The organism is Parendozoicomonas sp. 209JJ7-1, assembly GCF_058147085.1.
Window position 1 is genome coordinate 1 of record NZ_JBYVJU010000021.1, and the last position, 15,238, is coordinate 15,238.

The 15,238-nt window shown below is 50.0% G+C and carries 13 protein-coding genes and 2 pseudogenes; 6 read left to right on the top strand and 9 right to left on the bottom strand.

Annotated elements, in window-relative coordinates:
- Positions 1-496: 496 nt before the first annotated feature.
- Together ACY2RQ_RS17435 and ACY2RQ_RS17440 are read left to right on the top strand one after the other, a co-directional pair.
- The gene (locus tag ACY2RQ_RS17435; RefSeq protein ID WP_490114276.1) at positions 497-1,591 is read left to right on the top strand and encodes a hypothetical protein; all 1,095 of its coding nucleotides are present in this window, start codon (positions 497-499) and stop codon (positions 1,589-1,591) included.
- 1,127 nt (positions 1,592-2,718) lie between these two features.
- The gene (locus ACY2RQ_RS17440; protein ID WP_490114277.1) at positions 2,719-3,027 is read left to right on the top strand and encodes a hypothetical protein; all 309 of its coding nucleotides are present in this window, start codon (positions 2,719-2,721) and stop codon (positions 3,025-3,027) included.
- A gap of 164 nt (positions 3,028-3,191) precedes the next feature.
- On the opposite strand, the pseudogene ACY2RQ_RS17445 reads toward ACY2RQ_RS17440, so the two are convergent.
- Positions 3,192-3,801 (bottom strand): annotated as a pseudogene (locus tag ACY2RQ_RS17445) (ISAs1 family transposase); the annotation flags it as partial.
- Between the two features lie 125 nt (positions 3,802-3,926).
- On the opposite strand from ACY2RQ_RS17445, the gene ACY2RQ_RS17450 reads away from it, so the two are divergent.
- Entirely contained in the window at positions 3,927-4,058 is a 132-nt protein-coding gene (locus ACY2RQ_RS17450) for a hypothetical protein (RefSeq protein WP_490114278.1), read from the top strand.
- Positions 4,059-4,183: 125 nt separating this feature from the next.
- Here the strand turns inward: ACY2RQ_RS17450 and ACY2RQ_RS17455 are convergent.
- The 7 genes and pseudogenes from ACY2RQ_RS17455 to rapA all read right to left on the bottom strand — a co-directional run bounded on the left by ACY2RQ_RS17455 (position 4,184) and on the right by rapA (position 12,092).
- Positions 4,184-4,603 (bottom strand): annotated as a pseudogene (locus ACY2RQ_RS17455) (ISAs1 family transposase).
- A 352-nt stretch (positions 4,604-4,955) separates the two neighbouring features.
- Positions 4,956-6,452 carry a glycerol kinase GlpK gene (gene glpK, locus ACY2RQ_RS17460; RefSeq protein ID WP_490114279.1) on the bottom strand — a complete coding sequence of 499 codons (1,497 nt, stop codon included), beginning with the start codon at positions 6,450-6,452 and terminating at the stop codon, positions 4,956-4,958.
- Between the two features lie 93 nt (positions 6,453-6,545).
- Positions 6,546-6,896, bottom strand: a complete 351-nt coding sequence (locus ACY2RQ_RS17465) for a DUF3301 domain-containing protein (RefSeq protein ID WP_490114280.1) — start codon at positions 6,894-6,896, stop codon at positions 6,546-6,548.
- A gap of 32 nt (positions 6,897-6,928) precedes the next feature.
- Entirely contained in the window at positions 6,929-7,180 is a 252-nt protein-coding gene (minE, locus tag ACY2RQ_RS17470) for a cell division topological specificity factor MinE (RefSeq protein ID WP_490114281.1), read from the bottom strand.
- A complete protein-coding gene (gene minD / locus ACY2RQ_RS17475) occupies positions 7,177-7,992 on the bottom strand; it encodes a septum site-determining protein MinD (RefSeq protein WP_490114282.1) in 816 nt (271 codons plus the stop codon). The genes minE and minD overlap by 4 nt, the downstream gene beginning before the upstream one ends.
- A gap of 23 nt (positions 7,993-8,015) precedes the next feature.
- Entirely contained in the window at positions 8,016-8,825 is an 810-nt protein-coding gene (gene minC / locus ACY2RQ_RS17480; protein ID WP_490114283.1) for a septum site-determining protein MinC, read from the bottom strand.
- Between the two features lie 309 nt (positions 8,826-9,134).
- Positions 9,135-12,092, bottom strand: a complete 2,958-nt coding sequence (gene rapA, locus ACY2RQ_RS17485; protein WP_490114284.1) for an RNA polymerase-associated protein RapA — start codon at positions 12,090-12,092, stop codon at positions 9,135-9,137.
- 403 nt (positions 12,093-12,495) lie between these two features.
- Between rapA and ACY2RQ_RS17490 the strand changes: the two genes are divergently transcribed.
- The 3 genes from ACY2RQ_RS17490 to ACY2RQ_RS17500 all read left to right on the top strand — a co-directional run bounded on the left by ACY2RQ_RS17490 (position 12,496) and on the right by ACY2RQ_RS17500 (position 14,851).
- Complete coding sequence (locus ACY2RQ_RS17490; protein WP_490114285.1) at positions 12,496-13,650, top strand: LNS2 domain-containing protein; 1,155 nt, start codon at positions 12,496-12,498, stop codon at positions 13,648-13,650.
- 303 nt (positions 13,651-13,953) lie between these two features.
- A complete protein-coding gene (locus tag ACY2RQ_RS17495) occupies positions 13,954-14,541 on the top strand; it encodes an alpha-ketoglutarate-dependent dioxygenase AlkB family protein (protein WP_490114286.1) in 588 nt (195 codons plus the stop codon).
- Between the two features lie 130 nt (positions 14,542-14,671).
- The gene (locus tag ACY2RQ_RS17500) at positions 14,672-14,851 is read left to right on the top strand and encodes a hypothetical protein (RefSeq protein ID WP_490114287.1); all 180 of its coding nucleotides are present in this window, start codon (positions 14,672-14,674) and stop codon (positions 14,849-14,851) included.
- 116 nt (positions 14,852-14,967) lie between these two features.
- On the opposite strand, the gene ACY2RQ_RS17505 is transcribed toward ACY2RQ_RS17500, so the two are convergent.
- A complete protein-coding gene (locus ACY2RQ_RS17505) occupies positions 14,968-15,120 on the bottom strand; it encodes a hypothetical protein (protein WP_490114288.1) in 153 nt (50 codons plus the stop codon).
- Positions 15,121-15,238: the final 118 nt, after the last annotated feature.

The window sequence follows — 15,238 nt, forward strand, 5'->3', positions numbered from 1 at the left end:
AGCCATTTATCCGTAGTAAATTTCCATAACATTCTATAGGTTTCAGTAGAGGTATTCCAAGCCCCTTCTCAACCGAGTGATCTGCTGATATCCAACATTATTACTAATATAAGCCTGTCATATTTACTCAAAAATATATTTTTCGCATAAACGCAAGGCTTTTCCAGTGTCCACATTATGCCTCTCTTTCAGTCATTCTTGGAGAATATGGATATACGAACTGACAAATTGTTTTATGTGAACTGTTTTGTCTGATCATTGTGGGGCAGGGAAAACGCATGAAACTCCCCACCACCACTGGGCTCAAACTGATTTTCATGGCTTTGAATCCTGCAAGCCCTGAACTGTTTAAATTTTACTCAAGATTCTCTTTATCCCTTGCATAGTCAGCAATTCCCCAAAGAATATTTTCAACCTGATGCCGCAAGCGATACAGAGCAGCTGCTATTCTCCATACTCGTGAAGTTTTGACGAGTTTTTTACTGAAGTTATTTCAATGCCTGCTTCTCATAAACAAGCCTTGGCAGATACCATGATCAAGATCATCTCCGATCTTGCCGCCAAAATAGCTGACCATCGTCCCAATCAGCTCAATGGTAAAATCTCTCTGCATGACGCTCTAATGTCCGCTTTTGCCATGTTGCACCTGAAGTTCCCATCCCTGCTTCAGTTCGACAAAGAAAGACTTGAGGCGGAGATTGAATACAATCTAAAAAGTCTATACCACGTCAACAAGGCTCCCTGTGATACTCATATGCGAGTCATGCTTGACCCACTACCCACTACCCACTACCCACTACCCACTCGCGAGCTGGCCCCGCTTTTCAAAGCCTTGTTCAATTTCGTCCAACGCAGTGGCCGTCTGAAGGCATTCCAGTACTTCAAGCAAGGTTACCTTACTCCTATTGATGGAACCGGACATTTTGCTTCCGGAAAAATTCATTGCAACGAGTGCTGTGTTAAGAAACCAGATAGCAAGACCCCCCGGTTTTATCACCAGATGCTGGGTATCTGTATCGTCAAACCCGGTACGAAAGAAGTGCTGCCATTGATGCCTGAGCCTATTATCCAGCAGGTAGACGCTTCAAAAAATGACTGTGAGGTCAATGCCCTCAGGCGGGCACTGGAGCACATTCATGAGGATCACCCCAAGCTAAAACTGGTACTGAATCTGGATGATCTATTCTCCAAGGGGCCCACTGTCACTCTGGTGCGCTCCTTCAACCATCACTACATCATGGTCGCCAAGGACAGTGACCACCCAGCCCTGTTTGAAACTGTGGACGAACTGGACAAACAGGGGAAGGTCATTCGGTATGAGACTGTTGACGGTAAAGGGCATCGCCACTGGTTCCGGTTCGTTAACAAGGTTCCGCTGAACAAAACATACGACGATTTAATGGTTAACTTTCTGGAGTACGTTGAGTACAACGAGGAAGGTAAAAAATGCTATAGCAACAGCTGGATCACCAGCTTACGCCTAGGACGTAAAAACTGCATGAACATCATGCGGGGAGGACGCGCGAAGTGGAAGATTGAGAACGAAACCTTTAATACGCTGAAAACCCAAGGCTACAGGGAAAACGCATGAAACCCCGCGCCACTACTGGGCTCAAACTGATTTCCATGGTGCAGAATCTTGCAAACCCGGAACTGTTTAAATTTTGCTCTTATTTCTCTCTACCCCTTGTTATATAAGGGATAGAGAGAAATTATTTACTTGCACAGTGTAAACACATGCTCATGAGATATTTCACCAATAGAGGTTTTGAATCAGATAACTTCAAAATTACTGCTCTTTTCCGCGTGAAATTTTCTGCAATCCCAGTGATACCAAGGGGTTTCATGCGTTTTCCCTGGAACACAACTACGGTCATGGAGAAGCACATCTTGCCAGCAATCTCGCCTGTCTGATGTTCCTTGCCTTCCTTGTTGACCAAATTGAACAGCTGTCATGCCCGCTGTTTGACAGGGCTTTGAAAAGCCGCCACTCCAAAATCAAGCTGTGGGAAGTGATACGCAACCATTTTATCATTTTTGCCATTGACTCATGGAGTCAATTTCTTAAGGTGATCGCCTATATGCGATCGAAGGATAAAGTCAGAATCGTCACCCACATTCGCAGTTTGATACCTGATACATCGTAAAAGGCAAAGCCTTGGGGGTTCAGCGTAAAATTCGGTGACTGATTATCCAGTATTTTTCTGGAAAGGGGTTGTCTGCTCCATGGCAATTATGGATTTTTCGTGACAACCAGTGAGCGTTGTCGTTTATTCATGGGGAATTGCTGTTGCATAGTAAGGGATAGGCGGTTACTACGCACCTGCGAAATGCCAGCACACGTTCATGAGATATTCTCCAAAACAGGTTTCAAACCTGATCAATGTGAAATCACTGTTCTTTTCAGCGTTTAAATGTCCCTCAATTCCAGTGAAACCCCGCGCCGCTACTAGGCTCAAACTAATTTCCATGGTGCAGAATCTTGCAAACCCGGAACTGTTTAAATTTTGCTCTTATTTCTCTCTATCCCTTATATAACAAGGGGTAGAGAGAAATTATTTACTTGCACAGTGCAAACACATGCTCATGAGATATTTCACCAATAAAGGTTTTGAATCAGATAACTTCAAAATTACTGCTCTTTTCCGGTAAGTATTCCGTGAACCCATGCTCCAAGCCCCCCCCCCTTTTTTCTTTCCAAGGGGCTATAGTCTTCTCATGTTTTTCTCTGATACCTCTTACACGACAGAGGTTGCGCCAGATCCGGTCAAAGTCCCCTTTGCCTACGCCCAGGTCACACTCAGTAAAGTGGATTACATCGAACTGAAATCTCAGGCCAAACGATGGCGCACCCAGTGGCAACGCACCCGCAAACGGGAACAGGAGGCTCTTGACCAGGTCAAACAGCAGGGAAAACGCATGAAACCCCGCGCCACTACTGGGCTCAAACTGATTTCCATGGTGCAGAATCTTGCAACCCCGGAACTGTTTAAATTTTGCTCTTATTTCTCTCTATCCCTTATATAACAAGGGGTAGAGAGAAATTATTTACTTGCACAGTGCAAACACATGCTCATGAGATATTTCACCAATAAAGGTTTTGAATCAGATAACTTCAAAATTACTGCTCTTTTCCGCGTGAAATTTCCTGCAATCCCAGTGATATCAAGGGGTTTCATGCGTTTTCCCTGCTGATGAAGCTTCGGCTGATTGCCTTTCACTGCCAGAAGATAGTCAGCGTCTTTCCCCACAATATTTTCGGCAATGGTCCGCTGGCAGCCCATGGCATCAATGCTGACAAGGCATCCCTTGAGTTCCAGAAAGGTTAAGAGGTCAGGAATTGCTGTGATTTCATTGCTCTTATCGTCCGTTTTGATTTGGCCGAGAACCACACCTGGCTATGCAAAAAGCACTCACCATATGGATTGGGTCTCGTTTACGTCCCTTATAATAAGAGCTACGAAGGGTTTTTCCATCAATCGCTATCACGGATCCATCCGTTGCGGTATGGCAATCTTTCATCCATTCGGCAAAGCTCTTCTGAAACTGTTTGGGGCTAATCTTGCTAACAACGCGCTCAATAGTGTCATGGGAGGGAACCCCCGCATCGAAATCACCATACTGTTTGAGCCAGTCTTGACGCAGAAGACCGAAATCTTCAATTTCAGCTCAACTATCCGCACCGGAAATAATCCCACAGTTCATCAAAAAGAGAGTGTCTGTGAGTTTGTGCTCGGTTTTCCAAGGCTGGCGAAAGTCAGTAACCAAAGAAAGGTGTTCTATTAAGCTAAATGCATTCACGTTGCTTGTGTCTCATTATCCATCCACTGACGTATGAGAGCACAATTCCATAGAAAGAGTCATTCAAAAGCAGGCATTGAAGCCAGTCATACCAAGGGCTTTCATGCGTTTTCCAGGGAAAACGCATGAAAGCCCTTGGTATCACTGGAATTGAGGGACATTTAAACGCTGAAAAGAACAGTGATTTCGCATTGATCAGGTTTGAAACCTGTTTTGGAGAAATATCTCATGAGCGTGTGCTGGTATTGCGCAGGTGAGTAGTACCCGCCTATCCCTTGCTATACAAGGGATAGAGAGAGTTTTGAGTAAAATTTAAACAGCTCAGGGCTTGCAGGATTCAAAGCCATGAAAATCAGTTTTAACCCAGTGGTGGCGCGGGGTTTCATGCGTTTTCCCTGATGCGTTTTCCCTGCACTGACCATGTGGATTGGCTGCGTCTTTTGCTTTTGTCATAAGAACTGCGAACTGTTTTCCCATCAATGGCCACCACTTCATCTTCAGTCGCTTCATGACAAGCTTTCATCCAAGCGATGAAGCACTTTTGAAACTTCTGAGGATTCACAGTACTGACGGTTCTGACAATAGTTTCGTCAGAAGGAATACTTTTCTCAAAATCACCATACTTTTTCAACCAATCGAGCCGATCCTGACAGAAATCAGCGATTTCCTCTCAGCCTTCACAGCCAGCAATAACAGTGCAGGTTGTCAGTAGCAGGATATCAGAAAGCTTGTGAGTGACTTTCCAGCTTTGGCGAGGATCGTGAAGAATGGAGAGTTGTTCTATCAAACTGAAAGCATTCATTGGCGTGTTTCCATTTTGTTAGGGGAATGGAAACACAGTTAAAAAATCAATGCGTTGGTCTTCGTCAATTGTGCGTGGGGGCTTTGATACTAAGGGTTTTCATGCGTTTCCCTGATCCCTTTTCCCAGGTCGGGAAGACCACGCTACCGCCCGTCAGGATCAATAAAGTGTATCCTTATATTTATTAGCCTATTATGCACGACAGTTTGTCAGATGATAATGGCTATCTGTATTATTTTTATTGCTTTCACAGTGGCTGCTGTTTTAAGAGGAGGGGGAATGGGGGCAGAGTTGAACTTCTGCAGCTGGAATCAACAGGGTGGGATATCCTGCCCCGTTGATTGTTTATTGATTACTTTTCTTCCCAGCGCCGTGAACGCTCAACCGCTTTTTCCCATCCGGAGTAAAGTTTATCCCGGGTCTTTTTCTCCATAGAGGCTTTGAATGTGTGTTCAACTGTGATGTTTTTGCGTAGGTCCTCTGTGCTTTTCCAGTAGCCTATTGCGAGACCGGCCAGGTAGGCTGCGCCGACTGCAGTGGTTTCGATCACTTTGGGGCGTACTACATTTGCGTCCAGGATGTCGGCCTGGAACTGCATCAGGAAATTATTGGAAGCTGCGCCGCCATCAACGCTAAGCTGGTGCAATTTAACGCCGACATCTTTTTGCATGGCACTCAGAACATCCCTTGATTGATAAGCGATGGATTCCAGTGTGGCCCGGACAATATGGTTGCGGTTCGCGCTCCGTGTCAGGCCGACGATGGTTCCCCGTGCGTAGGGATCCCAGTAGGGGGCACCAAGGCCGACGAAAGCTGGTACAACGTATACACCGTTAGTGTCTTTTATTTCTCTGGCAAGGTATTCGGAGTCGGCTGCGTCACGAATCAAGCCTATTTCATCCCGCAGCCACTGGATGCTTGCACCTGCTGCGAATACTGAGCCTTCCAGAGCGTAGGTAACCTTACCGTCGAGGCCGTAAGCGATGGTGGTAACCAGGCCGTTGTTGGATTTTATTGGTTTTTCACCGATGTTCATCAGCAGGAAGCAGCCTGTGCCGTAGGTGTTTTTGGCCATGCCTTTTTCCAGGGCCAGCTGGCCGAACAGGGCGGCCTGCTGGTCGCCGGCAATACCTGCGATAGGTATCTGTGTGGTGCCGACGGTGGTTTCACCATAGACTTCGGAACTGGATTTCACTTCTGGCAGCATGCTGCGGGGAACGCTCAGGGCTTTGAGCATCGTCTCATCCCACTCCAGAGTCCTGATGTTAAACATCATGGTGCGGGAGGCGTTGGTGTAATCCGTTACGTGAACACGGCCTTCAGTGAGTTTCCAGGTCAGCCAGGTGTCGATATTACCAAACAGCAGTTCGCCTTTTTCTGCCTTTTCCCGTGCACCTTCAACATTGTCGAGAATCCAGGCCACTTTGGTGCCTGAGAAATAGGCGTCGATAACCAGTCCGGTTTTTTCCTGTACATAATCTTCCAGTTTATCGTGCCTGAGTTGTTCGCAGGTGCTGGCGGTACGACGGCACTGCCAGACAATGGCATTGTAAATCGGCTGACCGGTGTTCTTATCCCAGACGACGGTGGTTTCACGTTGGTTGGTAATACCAATTGCGGCAATCTGTTTCGATTTAATATTGGTTTTGGCCAGTACTTCGGTCATTACGCCGCGCTGGGTGGCCCAGATCTCCATGGGGTCGTGCTCAACCCAGCCGGTATGAGGGTAGTACTGGTTTAATTCCTGCTGAGCGATGCCGACGATTTCGCCATTACGATTAAAGATAATGGCGCGGCTGCTGGTTGTGCCCTGGTCCAGGGAGAGAATGTACTGGGTGTTTTGACTCATGTTTGAATCCGTTTTTAATGATGTTTATATCAAACATTCGCAGGGCGGTAATAAAGACTTTCACCAGGAAGGTAATGGCCGTTGGAAACTGGTTCAGATACGGTGGGGGGGCAGTCGAACCTCCAGCAGGGTGCGGCCCAGCATATGCACTTCGCCCTGGTAGCGATCTTCTCCGGTTGCGGAAAACTCAAACCGGCAGTGGCGCAGGATGTGCAGGCGACCCCGGCTGTCACGGCGCAGGCCAGCGAAGTTCAGAGAAATGCTGCCATCAAGGAGTTGCAGGTCCAGCTCTTTGCAGCGCCGGGTCGCATGGTCAATGGCCTGCTGGCGAATAGCCTGGGCGTTCCACCAGGTCAGAACGATAGTAGCAATCAGGGCAAAAAGGGCGATATCGCTGAGTTCCAGGTACATCCCTGCGGTTACTCCGTCGTTTGCCCCTGACATAGGGCTGTGTCCCGTGTTTTGTGTGGCACCGCTTATTCCGGCAGGGTCACATTGAGTTCAAGGATGGACACATCTTTTAAATTTTCAAAAGTGATATTGATGTGACCCGGGTCAACGGTCACATATTTGCTGACCACCGCAAGGATATCCTGCTTCATCGCTGGCAGGTAGTCCGGTGTTTTTTTATCACTGCGTTCATGGGCTACAATAATCTGCAGCCTCTCCCGGGCGATGCTCGCTGAACTCTTTTCCTGCTTATGACGAAAAATTTCCAGGATGCTCATGCCTGCGCTCCAAACAGTCTTTTCAGCAGGCCCTGGCGGGGTGGTTCAAGAAAACGCATGGGGCACTCCTTGCCAAGAAAGCGTTGAATGGCGTCATTGTAAGCCTGACCAGCATGGCTCTCTGACAAGTGAATAACGGGAAGCCCCTGATTAGAGGCTTTCAATACCGCCGGGTCTTCAGGCGCTACTCCCAACAGGGGTATAGCGAGAATGTCACACACATCTTCTACCGACAGCATATCGCCACGCTGAACCCGTGAAGCATCATAGCGGGTCAGTAGCAGATGTTCCTTAACCGGTTCAAGGTTCAGTTCGGCCCGGCGGGATTTGCTTTGGAGAATGCCGAGTATGCGGTCAGAGTCGCGTACTGAGGAGACTTCCGGGTTGGTGGTGATAATGGCTTCGTCGGCATGGTACAGGGCCATCAGTGCGCCCCGTTCGATACCTGCCGGTGAATCACAGATGATGTAATCGAATTCGGCTTTGAGGGCATCCAGTACCTCAGCCACCCCTTCAGAGGTGAGGGCGTCTTTGTCCCGGGTCTGGGAGGCCGGAAGAATATAAAGATTGTCCGTGTGTTTGTCTTTAATCAGAGCCTGATGAAGGGCGGCTTCACCGTTAATAACATTAATAAAGTCGTAGACAACACGACGTTCGCAGCCCATAACCAGGTCAAGGTTACGCAGGCCGATATCAAAATCGATCACTACGGTTTTGTGCCCCTGCAGGGCGAGACCGGTGGACAGAGCAGCGCTGGTTGTGGTTTTGCCGACCCCGCCTTTACCGGAGGTCACCACTATAATTTTTGCCACTGTCTTCCCCTTAAAAACTACATTCAGAGTAACTGCAGATGCAGTGAGTCTTCGTCATACCAAATGTGTACTGCCTGTTTCCACAGGGTTTTGTCCATGGCTGAAGCCAGTTTGTAGTGGCCGTTAATTGATACAAGTTCAGCCTCAAACTGCGTACAGTACACCCGGGCCGTGTCATTTCCGTTAACACCAGCGAGTGCCCGCCCCCGGAATGCCCCGTATGCATAAAGGTTGCCTGTGCACAGTACTTCAGCGCCGGTGCTGACGGGTCCGGTCAGAATCAGATCACCTTCGTGGTAAACCTGCTGTCCGGAACGGATTGGTTTGCTGATAATTTTAGGTTGAGCATAAACCGGTTTAACGCTGAACTCACCCCTTGAAATGGAATCCGGTGATGAATCTGCCAAATTCAGCTCGTTTTGATGAATCGGTGTAACCGTTGCCGACTTAATACTTGATAGACGATGAAGGTTAGGTATCTTGCGGGCAGGACTAAGAGGCCTGGCCGGCATGCAGGCCAGGCCGGCTTGTGATGCCTGGCGCTGGTGGACGGCATTACCACCGCGGATGGCAATCAGGTTAATGCCAAAGGCTGAGCACAAGGTGCATAGCCGAACCATATCAATAGGGCGATCCGGATGAGTCAGATTGTCAAGGTCGACGACAATAGGCGTATTTTCAAAGAAACGGGGGGCATTGGCTAACAGGCTTTGAAACTGCTGCCTCAGCTCACTTTCACTGAAACGGTACAGATTCAGCGTCATCATGGTTACCGTTGTTCCCTTGAGCTGGAAGCAGGGATTGGCGGTATGGGGCATTACTGTATTTGTCATAGCCGGACTGCATACATCTTGCTCAGCGTCGGGCTAGATTAGGGTTATGACTGACAGGAAGCAAGAGAAGCCAGCTAAATCAGGTGGAAATGTTTGATTAAGGTGAGCGAGGTGACAAAAAATGCCTCTTTTTAATTAAAAAAAGGGCAAAAAATGCCCTGAGAGGTTTGTTGTTATTTCTGTATCTGTTCATGGGATTGATTTTGTAGTTATTGCTGTTTTATTGAATGATTGAAAAAGTTTGCCCGAAGCCTGGTCAGGCTTCGGGCAGTTAAAAAGAAAACACTTTCAGAAAGAAGGTATTGAATTTCAGGTTGTAAAAATCACTCGAATAGCATCAAGGCGCATCTGGGCTTTCTGCAATTGCTGATAACCCAGGGCAGCCTGCTGTTTGAGGAATTCAATTTCTTCATCCCGAATATTCGGGTTTACAGCTTTTAGTGCGGCCAGGCGACGAATCTCCTGAGTCACATTGTTCATCAGCTTCTGGCAGGCGTCGTTAACGATGTTATCCACCTTGGTACGGGCATGGTGCTCTGCGGCCTTGGCCATTTTTAGCACCACTTCCCGCTGGCTTTTGACCACTTTGCGGGCAGTGGTGGTTTTCAGCTTCTGCAGCTGGGCATCCAGGGTTTTAAAGGGCACCTTGGCGTTGAGATCGTTCATGGTTGGATCAATCAGGGTACGCAGCACTGTTGGTGGCAGAAAACGCTCCAGTTGGAGTTCCTTCTCACCACTGGCTTCCACTACAAAGATTGCTTCCATCAGTATCAAACCGGCTTTAATGCCCTTGCTCTTCAGAATGGAGCAGGCGGTATTGCCGGTTTCGCTGGTAAGCAGCATATCCATGCCTTCCCGCACCATGGGGTGCTCCCAGGTGACAAACTGCATATCTTCCCGTGACAGGGCATTATCCCGGTCAAAGGTGATGGTAGTGCCATCCGCCGGCAGGCCGGGATAGCTGGTTACTGTCATATGGTTGCCGGGACGAACCACCAGGGCACGTTTGGAGTGTTCTTCTGTATCCAGGCCGAAGCTTTCAAACAGTTTTTCAACATAACCGGACAGTGCTTTGGGGGTGTCCTCGCTGCGGATTTCCCCCACCAGATCTCGTTTGCTGCCAGCGCCCCGGGAGTTCAGCTCCAGCAGACGGTCACGGCCCAGGCGCAGGTGCTGGGTGACTTCGTCGTGCATGGCTCGGGAGCGTTCCACCAGGGTGTCGAAATCCCATGCCGGTGTTTCTGTTTGCTCTGCGTTCTTATCTGAGGTTTCCGGGGTGTCTGCTTTTTTCGGAAGATCTCCCCTGAGCCAGGCGGTCAGCTCATCATTCAGGCGGGAGTAGACGACACTGCCTGCGGGACAGGTGTCGGCAAAGGCGTTGAGACCATCGTTATACCAGGTAAACAGGCGCTCCTGTGCTGTGCCTTCGATATAGGGTACATGGATACGGATAGTCTGCTCCTGGCCGATACGGTCGAGACGACCGATGCGCTGTTCCAGCAGGTCAGGGTTGCCCGGCATATCAAATAGCACCAGATGGTGGGCGAACTGGAAGTTGCGGCCCTCACTGCCAATTTCGGAGCAGATCAGCACCTGAGCACCGTAATCTTCATCAGCAAACCAGGCGGCGGCCCGGTCACGCTCCACAATGCTCATGCCTTCATGGAACACCGAAGCCTGGGTACCAGCAATAATTCGCATGGCATTTTCCAGGTCCATGGCGGTGCTGCTGTTGGCGCAGATCACCAGAACCTTGTCTTTCCGCAGCAGTTTTAGCAGGTTGATCAGCCAGTCTACCCGGGGATCAACCTTCCACCAGGGGTCAGCGTCATCAATGGTGATCTGCTGCTGGTAAGCCAGCTCCGGAAACAGCTGGAGCTTAAGACCTCTGTCTTCTTTCAGGCTCTCTTCCAGGGCGATCTGGTAGAGCTCAGGCAGGGCCTGGGGGTAGCTCTGTACCGCGCGGCCGGGGAAACCGGGAACAGCGGTACGGGTATTACGGAACAGGATACGGCCTGTGCCGTGGCGATCCAGCAGGGTGCGAATCAGCTGTTCACGGGCCCGCTCCTGGGGGGAACCCTGGGCGGTTTCCGGCTGGCTGTCGTCATTAATAATGGCGATCAGGCCATCCGCCTCTGTGCCCAGCAGGCTGCGAAGGTTGGCGGCGGCCTGGTCGGAGATACGTCCGGTGTCCAGCAGTTCCCGGGTGGCTTCGGCTACAGGCTCGTAGCGGTTTTCCTCTTCCTGAAAGGCTTCCAGGCTGTGGAAACGGTCCGGGTCCAGCAGGCGCAGGCGGGCAAAGTGTCCGGCCTGGCCCAGCTGTTCCGGCGTGGCCGTAAGCAGCAGGATACCGGGGGTATCTTCCGCCAGTTTTTCCACCAGAGCGTAGTCGGGGCCGGGGCCGTTTTCGACGGTCCACTCCAGGTGGTGGGCTTCATCGACTATCAGCAGGTCCCAGCCTGCCGCGAGAGCCTGCTCCTGGTGTTCCGGGCTGTTGCGCAGAAAGTCGATGCTGGCCAGTACCAGCTGTTCGCTGGCAAAGGGGTTGTCCCCATCGGCGTTACGGCAGCGCTCCTCATCAAATACGCTGAAGTGCAGGTTAAAGCGGCGCAGCATCTCGACCAGCCACTGGTGTACCAGGGGTTCCGGCAGCAGAATCAGCACCCGTGAGGCGCGGCCGGTCAGCAGCTGGCGGTTAATAATCAGGCCGGCCTCAATGGTTTTGCCCAGGCCCACTTCATCCGCCAGCAGTACCCGGGGAGCGTAGCGGTCGGCCACTTCATGGGCAATATGCAGCTGGTGGGGAATCAGGCTGGCGCGGGCACCGGCCAGGCCCAGCCAGGGAGACTGGCACAGACGGCTGTAGTGATCCAGGGTCTGGTAACGCAGGGAGAAGTTGCTGTTCAGGTCGATCTGGCCCGCCAGCAGACGATCCTGGGGTTTATTAAATTCAATAAGGTTGTCCAGCCCGGCTTCCGGCAGTTCACGGGGTTCACCGTTTTCATCGGTGCCGTGGTATATCAGCAGGCCGTTTTTCTCCTGGACGTCGGTTACGGTCAGAATCCAGCCATCATGACTGGCAACAGAATCACCTGGCTCAAACTGTACCCGTGTCAGCGGACTGTTTTCCATGCGGTAGACCCGGGTTTCACCTGTGGCCGGATAGAGAAGGGTAATAGTGCGAGTATCGAAGGTGAGGATGGTGCCCAGTCCCTGTTCGATCTCTGTATCACTGATCCAGCGTTGCCCCGGGACGAAAGATGCCATTAGTAGTGCCTGTTCCATCAATCAAAAAGGCCGGTATGTTATCGAAAAATTCTGAAAGGACAATATAGGTGACCCCGTAAAAAGAGCGTATAAAACGATGGAGCCGGGAAAATACATAAAAAAGAACGTGTTCAGCCCCCCTTTTCTGGTACTGATGCCTATTTTATAGACTCTTCAATTTATAGTCTCTTGGCGATTGATAGAAATTAGCGGGCAGCTCTGCCCGGCAAGAGCGGAATAGGGGGGGATGATGTCAGCAGGCTGGAGAGGGTTGGGATTCTTAAGGCGAGTGTTTTTTTCTGTCCCTTTATACATGTTGGCTGTGATGGCCACTGGCTGGGCAGTGACAGGCAGAACCCAGGAGACAGTATACGGAGAGTTGAAGAAGGCTGAGGTTGTAACCATGGGGAAACTCACAAAGGAGATTGATCAGGTCAGGGAAGGGGCTGTATTTGTCCAGGCACCAGATATGGCCGTTGGTGATATTTCTAAAGTGGCACTGCACCTCTGGGGTGGAGAATTCGTGCAGAAAGATAAAGGTGATATGTTGCTGACGAGCGAGGGGGGGACAAAAGAAAACAGTTATAGTCTTTCTGTTGCCGTTTATGACCTGTCGCAGAAAATATGGCTTGAATATCCACAGCCCGGCTATGTAGTCCCTGGCCAGATGGGACGTCAGGTTCAGTTACAATTGCCTCTTCCCGCTAACAGAGACAGGCCTTTTGATATTGTTCCGGTACGGGTGCAGATAAAAGAAGAGAAAGAACCCCATAATGTTGTCTGGGAATCTGTCAGCCATATTGCCCGGGCTTTGACTCCTCCACAGGGTTTGGAAGCAGGAAGAGAAACAGGATCAAAGCCCAGAGCAGTTGTATTTGATATTGATGAGACGCTCACCATCAGTCGCACACCGCAGATGATGCCACTGATCCCTATGATTAAAAAAGTCAGAGAGTATGCACGGGCTGGATATGCGGTGTTTTATGTCACCTCACGCCCCCGAAGCTTTAATATTTTCAGTCGACAATGGTTGTTTGGTTATGGGATGCCGGCTGGCCCTGTATTAAGCAGCGCCCAGATGCGTTCCCGTTCGATGGAGACGGATGCCACTACAGTGCAGATGAATGTGGCCGGTGAGGAAAAGCTCACACACCTTCAGCAGGTGGCCGCGTTCTTTGATATTCAGGAGGCCTACGGAGATTCGGAATGGGATGTTAAAGCATACAAGCAGGCGGGCATACCGGTTATTCACCATATCCACTGGATGAATCATAAAGATGTTACAGCAATGCTTGGCGAGCATTATTCGTTGCTAAGCATGAGAGTGTTGCCTGAGATCTCCCAGGGGGGATTCTTGAAAACTTACTCCAATGCTCTGAGCCCATTTGCCGGCAGTGAAGATCACGGTGGGGACCGGATGCTTTTTCCAAAAGGCATACTCGGACCTTCACCCGGAGGAACGCATGTTCAGCCAGTGGTGTACAGAGGTCATCTCGATTCGGAAATGGTTTTGCCGACTGCGCCGCTCATTTTAAATTATCCCGCTGTTAATAAGTAACAGATTGAGTAATAAGTAACAGGTTGAGGTGGAGTCTCGGATTTTTTGACTTATGTCATGATACGGTCTCTTCTTTCTGGGCAGAAACCTCTTTTTTGTTCTGCCCCGCTTCTTCCATTCATTCAAGAAGCATTTCCGGCTTGTCTTTGAAGGCACGGCTCAGAGGTTCAACATGCTTCCATCCCGGTCATATTGCCACATGGGGATGACGGCCACAGGCGAATCCTCAAGGTAAATAAGGGAATAGGGTTGCCATTGTAGGTGGCAATTGTCGTTTGTATGTTATCCGATGGAAACGGGGCGATGAAACCGGAAATTATAAACCTTCATCCCGGACAATTGTTTTACTGGTCCCAATGGCTCGAAGCGGGCAGGGCGGATGAACTCTTCTCGATACTTTTGGATAGCGTTTCCTGGGGGCAGGATACCATCACCCTGTTTGGCCAGACTCACGCTCTTCCCCGGTTGCAGGCATGGTATGGCGACTCCAATGCGACCTATAGCTACAGTGGCTTAACTCTGGCTCCGAGACCCTGGTTGCCGGAACTGCTTGCGTTGAAAGGGGCAGTAGAGAAAGCTGCGGGGCAACCCTTTAATTCGGTACTGGTCAATCTTTACCGGGATGGCCGCGACAGCAATGGCTGGCATGGGGATGATGAGCCTGAACTTGGGTCAGAGCCGGTGATTGCCTCTGTCAGCCTGGGGGCAGTTCGTCGCTTCCGTCTGCGTAACCGGGATGATAAAAAGAGAACTCTCTTTCTTGATCTGGCCCACGGCTCACTTCTGGTGATGGGGCCTGGAGTGCAGGAAGTCTGGCATCATCAGCTGGCCAAAACCGCAAAACAGGTGGGGCCAAGAATCAACCTGACATTTCGTGCGGTGAAATATTAAGTTCTGTGTCCATCCATAAAGAGCCATCCTGTTTACTGGTTGTAATTTCAGATAACGTTTACCGTTTACTGTATTTGCCTTTTATAATGCATCAGCCACATTAACACTGAATTATAAAAAGGAGCTGTCAATGGGAGTCTTTTGGAAAGTTGTTGGAGTCCTTTTGCTGGGCTGGGTTGCCTGGGATCTGTATTACGGATACACCTACCTGATGGATGTGATATACAAGGATCAGGATCCGACCATGTACTGGACTGTTCTGGGGGGCTGGGCGGTCCTTGCCATCAGCTGTTTCTTCTCCTGGGAATAATTCCGTCAGATTTTGCCCCGTGGGTTGGTCACCGGCCCATCAGGGGAAGCTTTGGGCTGATGTTCAAGAGTTGCAGAAGCTGCGTTTGGCAGCCAAGCAGAAAGAGAGGGAAAATCTCAACCAACTTTAGTCTCCCAGTATCGCCTGGGTTCACAGGCTTTAGGAGCCGTGACCACTGGCTCCGGAATATCCGACGGTGTTCCGGTAATCTGCTCGATCCAGTGAGCTGATGTAGAAGATAGCCCCTGACCTTTCAGCAAGTCATCCATTCTGTTAATCACTGTGAAAAATAGTGGCCCTGATGTTGTTCAAACGTACGACTTTCCTGAATTTGAACACTGAGCATGTTTTTCATGCCCAACTATACTCATCCCCTCTATTCACCTG

What these genes read in the sequence shown, in the direction of transcription:
- ACY2RQ_RS17435 (WP_490114276.1), top strand. Translation starts at nt 497, where the DNA reads ATGCCTGCTTCTCATAAACAAGCCTTGGCAGATACCATGATCAAGATC.
- ACY2RQ_RS17440 (WP_490114277.1), top strand. Translation starts at nt 2,719, where the DNA reads ATGTTTTTCTCTGATACCTCTTACACGACAGAGGTTGCGCCAGATCCG.
- ACY2RQ_RS17450 (WP_490114278.1), top strand. Translation starts at nt 3,927, where the DNA reads ATGAAAGCCCTTGGTATCACTGGAATTGAGGGACATTTAAACGCTGAA.
- glpK (WP_490114279.1), bottom strand. Translation starts at nt 6,452, where the DNA reads ATGAGTCAAAACACCCAGTACATTCTCTCCCTGGACCAGGGCACAACC.
- ACY2RQ_RS17465 (WP_490114280.1), bottom strand. Translation starts at nt 6,896, where the DNA reads ATGTCAGGGGCAAACGACGGAGTAACCGCAGGGATGTACCTGGAACTC.
- minE (WP_490114281.1), bottom strand. Translation starts at nt 7,180, where the DNA reads ATGAGCATCCTGGAAATTTTTCGTCATAAGCAGGAAAAGAGTTCAGCG.
- minC (WP_490114283.1), bottom strand. Translation starts at nt 8,825, where the DNA reads ATGACAAATACAGTAATGCCCCATACCGCCAATCCCTGCTTCCAGCTC.
- rapA (WP_490114284.1), bottom strand. Translation starts at nt 12,092, where the DNA reads ATGGCATCTTTCGTCCCGGGGCAACGCTGGATCAGTGATACAGAGATC.
- ACY2RQ_RS17490 (WP_490114285.1), top strand. Translation starts at nt 12,496, where the DNA reads ATGGGGAAACTCACAAAGGAGATTGATCAGGTCAGGGAAGGGGCTGTA.
- ACY2RQ_RS17495 (WP_490114286.1), top strand. Translation starts at nt 13,954, where the DNA reads ATGAAACCGGAAATTATAAACCTTCATCCCGGACAATTGTTTTACTGG.
- ACY2RQ_RS17500 (WP_490114287.1), top strand. Translation starts at nt 14,672, where the DNA reads ATGGGAGTCTTTTGGAAAGTTGTTGGAGTCCTTTTGCTGGGCTGGGTT.
- ACY2RQ_RS17505 (WP_490114288.1), bottom strand. Translation starts at nt 15,120, where the DNA reads ATGGATGACTTGCTGAAAGGTCAGGGGCTATCTTCTACATCAGCTCAC.